This window comes from Massilia sp. LXY-5 (assembly GCF_059801075.1).
In genome coordinates this window covers 257,074-270,464 of the sequence record NZ_JBNNEH010000005.1, presented here as the reverse complement: position 1 = coordinate 270,464, position 13,391 = coordinate 257,074, and the positions used below count along the sequence as shown (strand labels likewise).

Here is a 13,391-nt window from a genome sequence, read left to right as displayed (position 1 = left end):
TCGATGGGCGGGAGGCTCGCTGTGCACCGGGCGGTGCGCCTCCCATTGAGAACCTGGGCAGGTCCTGAAAAAACCGCCCCCGGAAGGCCCGGGGGCGCAAAAGAAACGCAAGCGCGTCTCATCGCTGATCGAGAGCCCACCTTGGCGGTGCGCCCCGAACCCAGCCATATTGCCTCAAATATATATTCTTGGCAACTACATTTGTGCGAACGTATGGACGGTCAATGCACCTGCGCCAGCGCGCAGCGCGACTTTTTGCCCTCTACCTTGCAGCGATTGCGCTCCAGTCCGTCGCGGTCATGGACACGGACCAGCCACCCATCGGGTCCGGTTCTCTCCATCGTCATGAAGCCGAAACCGTCGATCCAGGAACTCATGTGCTCGACGATGGCGCCGGGCGCCGGCGCCATGCCCGGCGGCGGCATGGCCGGCAGCGGCACGATGTCTTCCGAGGTACCCGAGAAGCCGGACACGAACTGGGTCGGGTGGCTGCTGGCAAAACTGACCTGCTCCCACAGGTGCACGTGACCGGAGAGCAGCATCGCCACGCTGGACGGCAGGTAGCCGGGATCGACGTCGCCGAAGGCGTCCAGCAGGCCGGCATCGCCCCCGAACAGGTTCACCGCCCCGGTCTGTTCGTCGCGCAGGGCGCCGACGCCGAACACCGGATGATGGTTGACCCCGATGCTGGAGCGCGCGCCGCGCGCGAGCACCTCGATCTTGCGGTAAAGGGCCGCGTAGGCCGCGCGCCGCGGGTCGCCCGGCGGCAAGCCCTTGTAACTCGTGTTGGCGCTGTCGAACACGATCAGCTGGACGCCGCCGCCCAGCGGCACGGCATACGGATCGCTGTATTCGCCGACGGCGTCGTTGGCCGGCGAATCGCAGTCGCGCCCCGCCTGGAAAGGACGCGGATCGAGCCAGCGCCACCAGCCCTGGCCGGCGCGCCTGCAGTTTTCGTGGTTGCCGCGCGCCAGCACCCAGGGGGCGGCCGCGAGGAGTTTGCGCGCGGGCGTGAAGAAATCGGAGGCCCAGGCGTCGTAGCCATAGCCGTAAGGACTGCCGGCGCAGCCGGCGCGCCCGGCCGGGCATGGATCTTCGCGATAATGGTAGTCGCCGACGTGGATCACGAGGTCGGGCTTGAAGGCGGCGGCGCTGGCGGCCACGCGCGCGAAGGGAAAGGCGGCCGGATCGTTACAGTCTTGGAAGTCCTTGCCCTTCAGGCGGCAGCCGGTGTCGCCGATGACGACGATCCGCTGCGGCGCCGATTTCGGTACCGGTAAATCGTGCCCGGCCACGCTGGCGGTGACTGCACCGGCCGCGATCGGCGCCTCGCAGGCCAGCATCGCGCTGGAGGGCGGCGTGTGCGGCTGGCCCGGCCGCGCAGGGATGCTCGACTTCGGCACCCGCACCCGCATCGGCATGGCGCGGTTGTCGACCAGCAGCGGCGGACAGGTCGCCGCGCTCGTTACCAGGCGCGCGGTGGCGGCGCCGTCTTCGCCGATCACGACGAAGGCGGCATCGTCCGGGCCGGGATCGCTCACCAGGCCGGCGCAGGCCGCCAGCAGCAGCGCCGGCGCGAGCGCAGTCAGCCGCGCTGTGATCCTGATACGCGGCCGGATAAAGGGGGACGAGGTCATGCGTTACGCTCCGTGCAAAAGTGCCGAATGTACCACAGCCCTATGACGGTTCCATGGCATGCCCGGGGCTCGCGAACGCGGCGGTTTCGCGCTTCGGCGTAACATTTTGACAAAACAAAGGAGAACCGATGGAACATATACCGATGTGGCTGCAGGCGGGATTCTGGGGGCTGGTGGCAGGAGCCGCCTTGCTGGTGGGGGCGGGCGTCGGCTACCGCTTCAAGGTGCCGATCCGGATGGTGGCGGGCATCATGGCCTTCGGTTCCGGCGTGCTGATCTCCGCCCTCTCCTTCGAGCTGATGGACGAGGCCTTCCACAAGGGCGGCTTCCCGGCGACGGCGCTCGGTTTCCTCGGCGGCGCCCTGGTCTATACCCTGGCGAACTGGTGGCTGGCCCATCGCGGCGCACGCCACCGCAAGCGCTCCGGCTGCCAGCCGACCGAAGGGGAACACGGAGGCAGCGGCACCGCGATCGCGGTCGGCGCCCTGCTCGACGGCATTCCCGAATCGATCGTGATCGGCCTGTCGATGCTGGGCGGCGGCAAGGTCAGCATGGTGGCGGTGTGGGCGATTTTCCTGTCGAACGTGCCCGAGGGGCTGTCGAGCGCTGCCGGGATGAAGAAGGCCGGCCGCAGCGCGCGCTACATCTTCGGCATCTGGGGCGGCATCGCGCTGGCCTCGGGCCTGTCGGCGCTGGCCGGTTTTACCTTGTTCGAAGGTGTGTCGCCGGGAATGGTGGCCGCGACCACGGCGGTCGCGGCCGGGGCCATCCTGGCGATGCTGGCCGATACCATGATTCCCGAAGCCTTCGACGAGGCCCACGATTTCGCGGGCCTGATCACGGTGATGGGTTTCCTGGCGGCGTTCGCGCTCAGCAAGATGGGCGGCTGAGGGAAATCCCTCGTTCAGGCACCCTTGGGGTGGAAGCCTGGGCGGAAGGTGACGGCGGGCGGGGTGCACTGCTCGACCGCTTGGGGCTTCCGGTCGTCGTCGCTGCGCACATAGCATTCATCGAAGACCGAGCAATAGCATGCCGAGAAGGTGATGTCGTTCATCTGCTTGAGCAGCGCATAAAACGCCGGGTTCGGGGTCGACGGCTCGTTCCAGGTAAACATCGGGACGCTGGTGCCCGGACGCACGAGTGCATTTACTACATTGCCCCGCGTATCGATCGCCCTGAGATCGGACCCAGCCATCGAACAGCAGGCTTCGATCAGGTCGTTCATGTCCCGCATCGGCTTGCCTTTGAAGTTGAACTGTACCCACTCGATGCGCGCGGGACCGATGCCGTTATTCTCGAAGAAATAGGTCACCGTCTGGCGCATGCGATCGGAATCGGGCATGCGCACCGTCGAGATGTTCGAACGCATCAGTTCCAGGTAGGGGTAGCTGTTCGCGGCGACGAGCTTTTCCATCGAATGCGCCGAGTGCAGGCCGAGCCAGAGCGAGACCAGCGAGACGACCCCGGCCGACAGGCCCAGGCCGAGGTCCAGCCAGCGCACGCCGGTCTTGGGCGCATGATGATGGTGGTGGCTTTCGTGTTCCAAACGCGCTCCCGAAAATGTTGTTAAAAGATAATATTATCGTATTCGAACAAGTTTTTGAACAATTTCCGTCCGCTTCAGGCATGCATCGGAACGCAGCAGGCATCCGCGCCGCGGCCGCTTGCGTAGCCCAGGGTGGACTCCCCCATCGCGCCACTTCCCCGTACAATACCGACCGCCGCACCACCGCGGCTCAGTCGAAAGCACACCCATGATTCTCCTGAAGGTCCCCTACGCCGAAAAAGACGAAGCCAAGTCCCTGGGCGCGCGCTGGAACCCGACGCGCAAATGCTGGTACGTCCCGGACGGCAAGGATAGCGAGCCCTTCGCACGCTGGATCGCCGGCGGCGCCTCCGGCGACAGCGCCGACAGCAGTCCGAAAGCCCCCTCCTCGCGCGACGCCCACGGCGCCAAACCGGTGGTCGGATCGAAGTATGTCGAGCTGCAGCACGCCTGCAACCCGTTCGAGGAATGCGCCGAGTGCCGGCCGAAGCTGATCGAAAGCGGCTGGCTGGAAGCGCACCAGGCGGTGCGCAAGCTGCTGGCGGGGCTCTGAGCAGTAGGCAGGGAGCGATTAATCGGGGACAGGCGCCGGCTGGATGCTAGGATGTCATCCTCACCGTTTTATTCCAGGAGCACCCGTTGGACAAAGCCTTGCAGCATTGTGTAGCCGAAGTGCAGGCCATCAGTGCCGTTCCCGATATCATGCGCACACTGGCCGAATTGACCGGCCTGCGCTTCATCTGCATCGCCCACGTGACCGATGCGACCTGGACCGCATGCGCCATCCTGGACCAGCTCGACTTCGGCCTGCAACCCGGCGATCCGCTGGACGTGACGACCACGCTCTGCGAAGACGTGCGCGACACCGGCCTGGCGATCGTCATCGACAGTGTCGACGATTCCCCGGTCTACAAAGACCATCCGACGCCGCTCATGTATGGCTTCAAGAGCTATTTTTCGGTACCGCTGTTCCGCCCCTGCGGCACGTATTTCGGGACGCTCTGCGGCCTCGATCCTTACCCTGCATCGCTGAGCAATAAAACCACGGTGACGACCATGCGCCTGTTCGCGGAGCTGATTTCGAAACAGCTGAAGACGGCGGAGCAGGCGACCATGACTGCGGTCTGCTGATTCTCGTTCGCTTTACCGGCTGCTTTTTGCCTGCAAAAGAAGGATGACAAAACGACAGGACTTGGCAATAATGTGATTCCTTAGGGAAACATATTAACGCGACGGCATATCGCTTCCGATAAAAACCGTCAGCCAGAATGGGATTGTCCGCACATGAAAACGCTATTGCTTGCCCTCCTGCTCCTCGTTGTCGCCGCAGCCGTCGTTGCCCTTCAGCTGAAAGGCAAGAAAGGAACAGGTCGAACAGGATCCTACCGTCGCCGGAAACTGATGACCGATAACGAGCTGGAGTTTTTCGGCAGGCTCGTCGCGGCGCTGCCCGAGCATTACATTTTTCCGCAGGTTGCCCTGTCGGCGCTGATCGAAGCCGCCAGCGGCGACAAGAAAACCGCCCACAGCGACCGGTTGAAAATCGCCCAGCAGCGCGCCGATTACGTCGTGTGCGCGAAGAACGGCGACGTGGTCGCCGTCGTCGAGCTGGACGACCGCAGCCATTCGGCGGCGAAAGACCAGTTGCGCGATTCCCGGCTCGAACAGGCCGGCATTCGCACGGTCCGTTTCCAGTCGCGCGCGAAACCTACCCCCGCTGCAATCCTGGTCGCGATTTGCGGTCCGGTACCCGGTGCGCCGGAAGCGGCACCGGCTCCCGTCCAGGCTCCCGCAGCCAAGACCCCCGCCTGACACCCGCGGGGCTTACTTCACCCGCTGCTTCTCGAGCTTCCGCGCCAGCGTGCGCCGGTGCATCCCCAGGCGGCGCGCCGCTTCCGAGATATTGAAATCGGTCTCGGCCAGCACCGCGTGGATATGCTCCCATTCCAGCGTCTTGATCGAGGTCGAGCGGTTGGTGACTTCGATGTCGGCATTGCCCGCCACGTGGCCGAATGCGGCCTCGATGTCGTCCGTGTTCGAGGGTTTCGCCAGGTACTGGCAGGCACCCAGCTTGATCGCCTCGACCGCGGTGCCGATGCTGGCGAAGCCGGTCAGGACGACGATCAGCATCTCCGGGTCGTGCGCATGCAGTAGCTGCACGCAGTTCAGGCCCGAGGAATTGCCCTTCAGCTTGAGGTCGACCACCGCGTAGCCGGGGTCGTGCTCGTCCAGCACCTTCGCCGCTTCCTCGTAACCGGGCGCGTGCAGTACGCGGTAGCCGCGCCGCTCGAAGGAACGCCCCAGGGTGCGGGCGAAGGCTTCGTCGTCCTCGACGATGAGCAGGACCGGCGTTTCAGGCGACAGCTCAGACATGCTCGCCCTCCCCGCTCAGCACGATCGCCGCGAGGGGAATCGTCAGCCTGACCTCCGCTCCGCCGCCGTCGCGGTTGCGCGCCGCCACACCGCCGCCCAGCGTGCGCGCCACGTTCACCACCAAAAACAGGCCGACGCCGGCGCCGGGGCGGCTCTTGGTCGACTGGTAAGGCTTGCCGAACTGGCTCAGCATGGCCGGTGCAAAACCCGGTCCTTTGTCGAGCACGACGAGGTGCAGGGTGTCGTCCTCGACGCTCGCTTCCAGCCGCACCCAGTCGGGCGAGGCCTCGAAGGCGTTGTCGAGCAGGTTGTCGATGGTCTGCTTCAGGGCCGAATCGAAGGCGACCGGAATGTCCTCGGCGATCCGGTTCTCGTACTCGAACACGGCGACCTGGCGCCGCTCTTCCCATTCTTCGGCCAGGCCGTCGAGGAAGGTGTGGATGGTGGTGCGCACCGCCGATTCGCCGCGCGCGCTGCCCGCAGAGAGCAGGATCCCGCTGACGATCGACTTGCAGCGTTTCAGTTGCGTCTGCATCTCGGCGATTTCCTCGCGCAGGTCGGGGTTGTCGCGGAACTCGGGCATGCGCTTCCAGTCGCCCAGGATCACCGACAGGGTGGCCAGCGGCGTGCCCAGTTCGTGGGCCGCGCCGGAAGCGAGCAGGCCCATGCGCACGATATGGTCTTCCTCGGCGGCGCGCTGGCGCAGGTCGGCCAGGTCGGCCGCCTTGGCGCGCAGGGTCCCGCTGATACGGGTGATGAAAATCACCAGCAGCGCCGCGTTGATCGCAAAGCACAGCAGCATGCCCTGCACATACAGGCTGGCGATTCCGCGCGCATGGTCGAAGGGCAGCGCGAGCGGCTGGGCGAAGATGGCCAGCAGGGCCAGGCACAGCAAGGTGACGAACACGATCGACCAGGTCGACCAGGCTTCCAGCAGCACGGCCGAGATGATGATCTGCAGCAGGTACAGGAAAGCGAAGGGATTGGTGGTGCCGCCGGACAGGTAGAGCTGGACGGTGAGCGTGGCGACGTCGACCAGCAGGGCCATGAACAGCTCGCTGTTGGCGACCGGCCGCCGTTCGTGCCAGCGCAGATGGCTGGCGATGTTGAAGGCGATCAGGCAGGCCAGCACCTGCAGCATGTGCACCAGCGGCAGGTTGACGTCGAAGATCAGGATCGCGGCGGCAATCGTCGTGATCTGGCCGATGACGGCGATCCAGCGCAGCTCGATGAGCTGCAGCATGTTCTTGTGGCCGGCGGCGTATTCGACGTTCGCCTCGAGCGCGGATGCGATCGAAGGCGTTATTTTTGTTAACAGATCAAGCTTTACTGCCATCGTTCCTTGCCTTGCGGGTTTCCCTGCCGCCCGTGCGCGCGACGTACCACAACGCACCGGCGACCATCAAAGCAAGAGCATACCAAGTGATCGCATACACGAGGTGATTGTTTTGGAAGGAAATGACCGTCAGGCCGCCGACTGGATGTTCAGGGGCGTCGGCGGGGTCCTGCGCCCGCGCCGCATCGACAAAGAACGGGGCGACATTGCTCAGGCCGCGCGCGGTGGCGATGGCCTTGACGTCGCGTGAGAACCAGCGATTGCCGGCGGCATCGTTATCGCGCAGGAAGCCGCCGCCGGGTTCGGTGATGCGCAACAGGCCGGTGAGGCGGTGCGCCGGGCCGGCGGCGGCGGCACAGGGATTGCCGCCCGCGCTGCGCGCCGGATAGCGGCCGCGCGCCTGGTCGGCGGTAATGAAGCCCCGGTTCACGAGCACGATGCTGCCGTCAGGCGTGCACAGCGGCGTGACGAGCCAGAAGCCGGCTCCCAGTTCGGAGACCGCCTGCACCGGCGTCGAGTATTCGTAGAGGAAGTGCCCGGCGAGCGCTACGTGCCGGTATTCGTCGGACTCTTTTGAAATGGAAGACCAGCGCGTTGCCGGCGGCAGAGCCGCCGCCGGTGCGCCGACGCGTGTCTCCACGCGTTCGATCAGGGCCAGTTTCCAGGACAGGCGTTGCACCTGCCAGGTCCCCAGCCCCGCAAACAGCACGATCAGGAAGAGTCCGATTACCGCCAGGACCAGCCTGGCGACGCTTGAATTGCGCCCTGTTGCCGGGGCGCCCTCTCCCGGACCGTGCCGGTCCGTCATGGCATGTCGTGGGTGCCGTGGCCGGTGACGGCCGCTGCGTCGCCCATGCCGGGCATCATGTTGGCGTTCATGTGGTACATGACCCAGATCGAACCCGACAGGACGATGCCTAGCAGGACGATGGTCAGGATCAGCGCCATCATGTTCCAGCCGCCCTCGGACTTCGAGTTCATGTGCAGGAAATAGATCATGTGGACGACGACCTGGACCCCGGCGAAGCCCATGATGACGAAGCGCGTCATCGAAGGATCGAGGATGTTGCCCATGACGAGCCAGAACGGGATCACCGTCAGGATCACGGCCAGCGCGAAGCCGATCGAGTAGTCCTTCAGGCTGTAGTGCACTGCGTGCGCGTCATGGTGGCCGTGGCCGTGGTCGTCGTGACCGTGGTTGTGATGTTCGCTCATGGCAGCGTCCCCATCAGGTAAACAAAGGTGAATACGAAGATCCAGACGACGTCCAGGAAGTGCCAGAACAGCGACAGGCAAGCCATGCGGCGCAGGTTCTCGACCGACAGGCCATGCCTGGCCAGCTGGAACATCAGCGTCACGAGCCAGACGATACCGAACAGCACGTGCAGGCCGTGGGTGCCGACCAGCGAGAAGAACGCGGTCAGGAAGCTGCTGCGCGACGGGCCGGCGCCTTCGTGGATCAGCTCGACGAATTCGTACATTTCCAGGCCCAGGAAGCAGGCGCCGAGAATGCCGGTCACGGCCAGCCAGAGCTGGGCCCGGCCGAGGTTCTTCGACTGCGCCGAGATCATGGCGAAGCCGAAGGTGATCGACGACACCAGCAGGAAGGCCGTGTTCAGGCCCACCAGCGGCAGGTTGAACAGTTCCGCGCCCGATGGCCCGCCGGCGTAGTTACGGCCCAGGACAGCATAGGTCGCGAACAGGCTGGCGAAGATGAGGCAGTCGCTCATCAGGTAGATCCAGAAACCGAGCATGGTGCCGTGTTCCGGATGGTGCTCGCGCACGTGGTAGCGCGAGCCGGCGTCGGCGCCGGTCACGCCGCCGTTTTGCGCACTGAGGGTTGCGTTAATTTCAGACATGGGCTTCCAGCAATTTAGTGCGTGCATTCTCGGTACGGGTCACTTCCTCCGCCGGAATGTAATAGTCACGCTTGTAGTTGAACGTGTGGGCAATGGTTGCCACCATCATCGCGAAGAACGCGAGGCCGGTCAGCAGCCACATGTGCCAGATGATCGCGAAACCGAGCACCATCGACAGCGCCGAGATCACGAAGCCGGCCCAGGTGTTCTTCGGCATGTGGATCGCGACGTAATCGGTCAATGGACGCTTCCAGCCGTTCTTCTTCATGTCGGCGTAGGTGTCGTTGTCGTACACGACCGGCGTGAAGGCGAAGTTGTAGTCCGGCGGTGGCGACGAGGTCGCCCACTCCAGCGTACGGCCATCCCATGGGTCGCCGGTGACGTCGACGTTCTTCTTGCGGTCGCGCCAGGAGACGAAGATCTGCATCAGCAGGGCGGCGATACCGCCGGCGATCATCAGCGTGCCGATGAAGGAGATGACGAACAGCCACTGCATTTCAGGATCTTCGAAGTGGCTCGAGCGGCGGGTGACGCCCATGAAGCCCAGGATATAACCCGGCAGGAAGGCAACCCAGAAACCGATCGACCACAGCCAGAACGAGACCAGGCCCCAGAAACGGTTCAGCTTGAAGCCGAACATCTTCGGGAACCAGTAGTTGAAGCCAGCGAACAGGCCGAACAGCACGCCGCCGATGATGACGTTGTGGAAGTGCGCAATCAGGAACAGCGAGTTGTGCAATACGAAGTCGGCCGCCGGGATGGCCAGCATCACGCCGGTCATGCCGCCGATGGTGAAGGTCAGCATGAACGACACGGTCCACATCATCGGCAGTTCGAAGCGGATGCGGCCGCGGTACATCGTGAACAGCCAGTTGAAGATCTTCGCGCCGGTCGGGATCGAGATGATCATCGTGGTGATGCCGAAGAACGAGTTGACGCTCGCGCCGGAACCCATGGTGAAGAAGTGGTGCAGCCAGACCAGGTAGGACAGGATCATGATCACGACAGTGGCGTACACCATCGAGGTATAGCCGAACAGGCGCTTGCCGCAGAAGGTCGAGACGACTTCGGAGAAGATGCCGAAGGCCGGCAGGATCAGGATGTACACCTCCGGGTGGCCCCAGATCCAGATCAGGTTCACGTACAGCATGGCGTTACCACCCTTGTCGGCCGTGAAGAAGTTGGTGTCGAACAGGCGGTCCATGCCCAGCATCGCCAGGGTGGCGGTCAGGATCGGGAAGGACATGACGATCAGGATGTTGGTGCAGAGCGAGGTCCAGGTGAAGACAGGCATCTTCATCAGGTCCATGCCCGGCGCGCGCATCTTGACGATGGTGACGATCAGGTTGACCCCGGACAGCAATGTTCCTACGCCCGCAATCTGCAATGACCATATGTAATAGTCGACGCCGACACCCGGACTTGCCAGGATGCCCGACAGCGGCGGGAAGGCCAGCCAGCCGGTACGCGCGAATTCGCCGACGAACAGCGAGGCCATGACCAGCACGGCGCCCATGGTCGTCATCCAGAACGAGAAGTTGTTCAGGAACGGGAACGCCACGTCGCGCGCGCCGATCTGGAGCGGCACGACGTAGTTCATCAGGCCGGTCACGAAGGGCATCGCCACGAAGAAGATCATGATCACGCCGTGGGCGGTGAAGACCTGGTCGTAGTGGTGCGGCGGCAGGAAGCCGGCGTTGTCGCCGAAGGAAATGGCCTGCTGGGCGCGCATCATGAGCGCGTCGGCAAAGCCGCGCAGGAACATCACGAGGCCGAGGATCATGTACATGATGCCGATTTTCTTGTGGTCGATACTGGTAATCCAGTCGCGCCACAAGGTGCCCCACAGGCGGAAGTAGGAAATGAGGCCGACGAGGGCCGCACCGCCTACCAGCACACCCGCGAAGGTAGCGAGCAGGATCGGCTCATGGAACGGAATCGCGTCCCAGCTGAGCCGTCCGAAGATAAGCTTCGTCAAGTCAAATGAGTCTTGCATGGTTACTTCTTCACAGAATTAATAGGGGTTTCGCAGACTTCGCCGCTGGCATCGGCCACGCGCTTGCCATCCTGCGGCAACTGCTTGAGGGCGATGTCGTTGCGCACGCGCTGCATGTCCTGGGCCATCTGGTGATTCATGCAGGCGGCGCCTTCGGCCACGCAGCGGTTCACGATCGACAGGAACAGGTTCGGCTCGACGCTGCCATACAGGCGCACCGGCTCTTTTTCCGACGGCTTTTCCAGCGCCAGGTAGTCGGCGCGGCCGAGGGCGTTGCCGCTGGCCTTGGCCTTGGCAACCCAGGCGTCGAACTCGGCCTGGCTGGTGCCGTGGTAGGCGAACTTCATGTGCGAGAAACCGTCGCCCGAGAAGTTGGACGACTGGCCCTTGTAGGCGCCGGCCTTGTTGACCACCGCGTTCAGGGTCGTCTCCATGCCCGGCATCGTGTAGATCATGCCGGCCAGGGTCGGGATGTAGAACGCGTTCATCACGGTCGACGAGGTCAGCTTGAAGCGGATCGGGGTGTCGACCGGGGTCACCAGTTCATTGACGGTGGCGATGCCCTGCTCCGGATAGATGAACAGCCATTTCCAGTCGAGCGAGACGACCTGCACCTCGAGGACCTTGGTGTTGGCCGGCACCGCGCGCTGCGCGTCCAGGCGGTCCAGCGGACGGTAAGGGTCGAGCTTGTGGGTGCTGATCCAGGTGATCAGGCCCAGCGCGATGATGATCAGGAGGGGCGCGCCCCAGATGACCAGCTCGAGCTTGGTCGAGTGATCCCAGTCCGGCTCGTACCGGGCGTTTGCGTTCTTTCTGTACTTCCACGCAAAAACGACGGTCAGGATCATCACCGGAATGATGATGATTAACATCAGCCACACCGAGACCTTGATCAGGTCGGCCTGCTGCCTTGCGATATCACCGGCCGCATTCATCGTCACCGTATTGCAGCCGGACAGCGCTGCAAGCAGGAGAAGTGAAAGCCCGGGTCGGACAATTTTAGGAATCATGCTAGGTATCTAACGTTACATGGGAATGAGAACATGCTACTGTAATGCCATCGGCCTTCGCTGAACATTGGACGTTTTGTCCCACCCTTGCCCAGGCCAGGGGGATTTCTGAAGGCCGCCGACCTGACTGGAGACGAAGAATATGCAAAGCACGAATACGTACGGCGGCGCAGGAGCTGCGCCAGTAACCGCCCCCCATAGCGGCGCCCGCAACATCAATGCCCGGGACGGCCATATCTCCCCGAGCGAAATTGCAGTCGGTGTGGTCATCGGCCGCGCCTCCGAATACTTCGACTTCTTCGTCTATGCGATCGCTTCGGTGCTCGTGTTTCCCGCGGTGTTCTTTCCCTTCGCCGACCGGCTCGAGGGCACCCTGTACGCCTTCACCATCTTCGCCTTCGCTTTCATCGCGCGCCCGATCGGCACCATCCTGTTCATGGGGATCCAGAAGCGCTTCAGCCGGGAAGTCAAGCTGACCATCGCCCTCTTCCTGCTCGGCACGGCAACCGTCGTCATTTCCTTCCTGCCGACCTATTCGCAGATCGGGACCACCTCGATCGTCCTGCTGTCGCTGATGCGCATCGCCCAGGGCGTGGCGCAGGGCGGCTCCTGGGACGGCCTGCCGTCGCTGCTGGCACTGAACGCCCCCGAGCACAAGCGCGGATGGTACGCGATGCTGGGACAATTGAGCGCACCGTTAGGATTCCTGATCGCCGCCGGCTTGTTTGCCTACATGCTGGACAACCTGTCGACCGACGATTTCCTGGTCTGGGGCTGGCGCTTCCCCTTCTTCGTCGCCTTCGCGATCAACGTCGTCGCCCTGTTCGCCCGCCTGCGCCTGGTCTCGACCTCGGAATATTCGCGCCTGCTCGACGCCCACGAACTCGATCCGGCACCGGTTGGCGAACTGGTCCGCACGCAGGGCGCCAACGTCGTCATCGGCGCCCTCGCCGCCCTCGCCAGCTACGCCCTGTTCCACCTGGTGACGGTGTTCCCGCTGTCCTGGATGCAGCTCTACGACACCCGTCCGATCAGCGGCTTCCTGTATGTCCAGATGTGGGGCGCCGCGGTGGCCGCCGTCTGCATCCTGATTTCCGGCCTGATCGCCGACAAGGTCGGCCGCCGCACCACGCTCGGCACCCTCGCCGCCCTGATCGCCATCTTCTCGGCCTTCGTCCCGATGCTGATCGACGGCGGTGAAGCCGGCCAGAACGCCTTTATCCTGATCGGTTTCGGCCTGCTCGGCCTGTCCTACGGCCAGGCGGCCGGCGCCGTGACCTCGAACTTCGAGTCGCGCTTCCGCTACACCGGCGCGGCATTGACGAGCGACCTGGCCTGGCTGGTCGGCGCCGCCTTCGCCCCGCTGGTCGCGCTCGGCCTGTCGGCCAACTTCGGCCTCGGCTATGTCAGCCTCTACCTGCTGTCGGGCGCGGTTGGCTCGCTGGCGGCGCTGAGCCTGAACCGCAAGCTGGAAATCCGCGACTAAGCTTCTTATACTGAGTAGGTGCCGGCCCGTGCCGGCGCCGACCTCCACGATCCGGCCGGACCGCGTGTCCTGCCGGATTTTTCTTTTTGTGCCGAGGTCTAAGCTGATTTAGTGCGCCTGACAACATCGTCAGGGCAAGGCGGTGCAA

At 63.9% G+C, this 13,391-nt stretch carries 14 protein-coding genes; 5 read left to right on the top strand and 9 right to left on the bottom strand.

Annotated features, from left to right (window positions below; translation table 11 throughout):
- Positions 1-221 precede the first annotated feature (221 nt).
- Positions 222-1,637: a metallophosphoesterase family protein gene (locus ACI48I_RS16300; protein WP_498574790.1), complete on the bottom strand. Its 1,416-nt coding sequence runs from the start codon at positions 1,635-1,637 to the stop codon at positions 222-224.
- A gap of 128 nt (positions 1,638-1,765) precedes the next feature.
- Between ACI48I_RS16300 and ACI48I_RS16295 the strand changes: the two genes are divergently transcribed.
- On the top strand, positions 1,766-2,527 hold the full coding sequence (locus tag ACI48I_RS16295; RefSeq protein WP_498574789.1) for a ZIP family metal transporter: 762 nt from the start codon (positions 1,766-1,768) through the stop codon (positions 2,525-2,527).
- A 14-nt stretch (positions 2,528-2,541) separates the two neighbouring features.
- Here ACI48I_RS16295 and ACI48I_RS16290 read toward each other — a convergent pair whose 3' ends face one another.
- On the bottom strand, positions 2,542-3,183 hold the full coding sequence (locus ACI48I_RS16290) for a hypothetical protein (RefSeq protein WP_498574788.1): 642 nt from the start codon (positions 3,181-3,183) through the stop codon (positions 2,542-2,544).
- A gap of 208 nt (positions 3,184-3,391) precedes the next feature.
- Here ACI48I_RS16290 and ACI48I_RS16285 point away from each other — a divergent pair, with 208 nt between their 5' ends.
- The 3 genes from ACI48I_RS16285 to ACI48I_RS16275 all read left to right on the top strand — a co-directional run bounded on the left by ACI48I_RS16285 (position 3,392) and on the right by ACI48I_RS16275 (position 4,995).
- A complete protein-coding gene (locus tag ACI48I_RS16285) occupies positions 3,392-3,736 on the top strand; it encodes a DUF5710 domain-containing protein (protein ID WP_498574787.1) in 345 nt (114 codons plus the stop codon).
- Positions 3,737-3,822: 86 nt separating this feature from the next.
- On the top strand, positions 3,823-4,314 hold the full coding sequence (locus ACI48I_RS16280; protein WP_498574786.1) for a GAF domain-containing protein: 492 nt from the start codon (positions 3,823-3,825) through the stop codon (positions 4,312-4,314).
- Between the two features lie 153 nt (positions 4,315-4,467).
- On the top strand, positions 4,468-4,995 hold the full coding sequence (locus ACI48I_RS16275; RefSeq protein WP_498574785.1) for a DUF2726 domain-containing protein: 528 nt from the start codon (positions 4,468-4,470) through the stop codon (positions 4,993-4,995).
- A 12-nt stretch (positions 4,996-5,007) separates the two neighbouring features.
- Here ACI48I_RS16275 and ACI48I_RS16270 read toward each other — a convergent pair whose 3' ends face one another.
- Genes ACI48I_RS16270 through cyoA form a run of 7 tightly spaced genes read right to left on the bottom strand, consistent with a single transcriptional unit; the run spans position 5,008 to position 11,757 of the window.
- Positions 5,008-5,556: a response regulator transcription factor gene (locus ACI48I_RS16270; protein ID WP_193685777.1), complete on the bottom strand. Its 549-nt coding sequence runs from the start codon at positions 5,554-5,556 to the stop codon at positions 5,008-5,010.
- Positions 5,549-6,892, bottom strand: a complete 1,344-nt coding sequence (locus ACI48I_RS16265; protein WP_498574784.1) for an ATP-binding protein — start codon at positions 6,890-6,892, stop codon at positions 5,549-5,551. The genes ACI48I_RS16270 and ACI48I_RS16265 overlap by 8 nt, the downstream gene beginning before the upstream one ends.
- Positions 6,876-7,700, bottom strand: a complete 825-nt coding sequence (locus tag ACI48I_RS16260) for an SURF1 family protein (RefSeq protein ID WP_498574783.1) — start codon at positions 7,698-7,700, stop codon at positions 6,876-6,878. The genes ACI48I_RS16265 and ACI48I_RS16260 overlap by 17 nt, the downstream gene beginning before the upstream one ends.
- Positions 7,697-8,107, bottom strand: a complete 411-nt coding sequence (gene cyoD, locus ACI48I_RS16255; protein WP_498574782.1) for a cytochrome o ubiquinol oxidase subunit IV — start codon at positions 8,105-8,107, stop codon at positions 7,697-7,699. Before cyoD ends, ACI48I_RS16260 begins: the two co-directional genes overlap by 4 nt.
- The gene (gene cyoC / locus ACI48I_RS16250; protein WP_193685773.1) at positions 8,104-8,751 is read right to left on the bottom strand and encodes a cytochrome o ubiquinol oxidase subunit III; all 648 of its coding nucleotides are present in this window, start codon (positions 8,749-8,751) and stop codon (positions 8,104-8,106) included. Before cyoC ends, cyoD begins: the two co-directional genes overlap by 4 nt.
- Positions 8,744-10,747 (bottom strand): cytochrome o ubiquinol oxidase subunit I, encoded by a 2,004-nt coding sequence (gene cyoB / locus ACI48I_RS16245; protein WP_193685772.1) that lies wholly within the window; start codon positions 10,745-10,747, stop codon positions 8,744-8,746. Before cyoB ends, cyoC begins: the two co-directional genes overlap by 8 nt.
- Before the next feature lie 2 nt (positions 10,748-10,749).
- A complete protein-coding gene (gene cyoA / locus ACI48I_RS16240) occupies positions 10,750-11,757 on the bottom strand; it encodes a ubiquinol oxidase subunit II (protein WP_498574781.1) in 1,008 nt (335 codons plus the stop codon).
- A 142-nt stretch (positions 11,758-11,899) separates the two neighbouring features.
- Here cyoA and ACI48I_RS16235 point away from each other — a divergent pair, with 142 nt between their 5' ends.
- A complete protein-coding gene (locus ACI48I_RS16235; protein WP_498574780.1) occupies positions 11,900-13,243 on the top strand; it encodes an MFS transporter in 1,344 nt (447 codons plus the stop codon).
- Positions 13,244-13,391: the final 148 nt, after the last annotated feature.

Excerpts from the sequence above, each read along its gene's own strand:
- cyoC (WP_193685773.1), bottom strand. The coding sequence starts at position 8,751 with ATGTCTGAAATTAACGCAACCCTCAGTGCGCAAAACGGCGGCGTGACC.
- ACI48I_RS16275 (WP_498574785.1), top strand. The coding sequence starts at position 4,468 with ATGAAAACGCTATTGCTTGCCCTCCTGCTCCTCGTTGTCGCCGCAGCC.
- ACI48I_RS16235 (WP_498574780.1), top strand. The coding sequence starts at position 11,900 with ATGCAAAGCACGAATACGTACGGCGGCGCAGGAGCTGCGCCAGTAACC.
- cyoB (WP_193685772.1), bottom strand. The coding sequence starts at position 10,747 with ATGCAAGACTCATTTGACTTGACGAAGCTTATCTTCGGACGGCTCAGC.
- cyoA (WP_498574781.1), bottom strand. The coding sequence starts at position 11,757 with ATGATTCCTAAAATTGTCCGACCCGGGCTTTCACTTCTCCTGCTTGCA.
- cyoD (WP_498574782.1), bottom strand. The coding sequence starts at position 8,107 with ATGAGCGAACATCACAACCACGGTCACGACGACCACGGCCACGGCCAC.
- ACI48I_RS16285 (WP_498574787.1), top strand. The coding sequence starts at position 3,392 with ATGATTCTCCTGAAGGTCCCCTACGCCGAAAAAGACGAAGCCAAGTCC.
- ACI48I_RS16260 (WP_498574783.1), bottom strand. The coding sequence starts at position 7,700 with ATGACGGACCGGCACGGTCCGGGAGAGGGCGCCCCGGCAACAGGGCGC.
- ACI48I_RS16265 (WP_498574784.1), bottom strand. The coding sequence starts at position 6,892 with ATGGCAGTAAAGCTTGATCTGTTAACAAAAATAACGCCTTCGATCGCA.
- ACI48I_RS16300 (WP_498574790.1), bottom strand. The coding sequence starts at position 1,637 with ATGACCTCGTCCCCCTTTATCCGGCCGCGTATCAGGATCACAGCGCGG.
- ACI48I_RS16295 (WP_498574789.1), top strand. The coding sequence starts at position 1,766 with ATGGAACATATACCGATGTGGCTGCAGGCGGGATTCTGGGGGCTGGTG.
- ACI48I_RS16270 (WP_193685777.1), bottom strand. The coding sequence starts at position 5,556 with ATGTCTGAGCTGTCGCCTGAAACGCCGGTCCTGCTCATCGTCGAGGAC.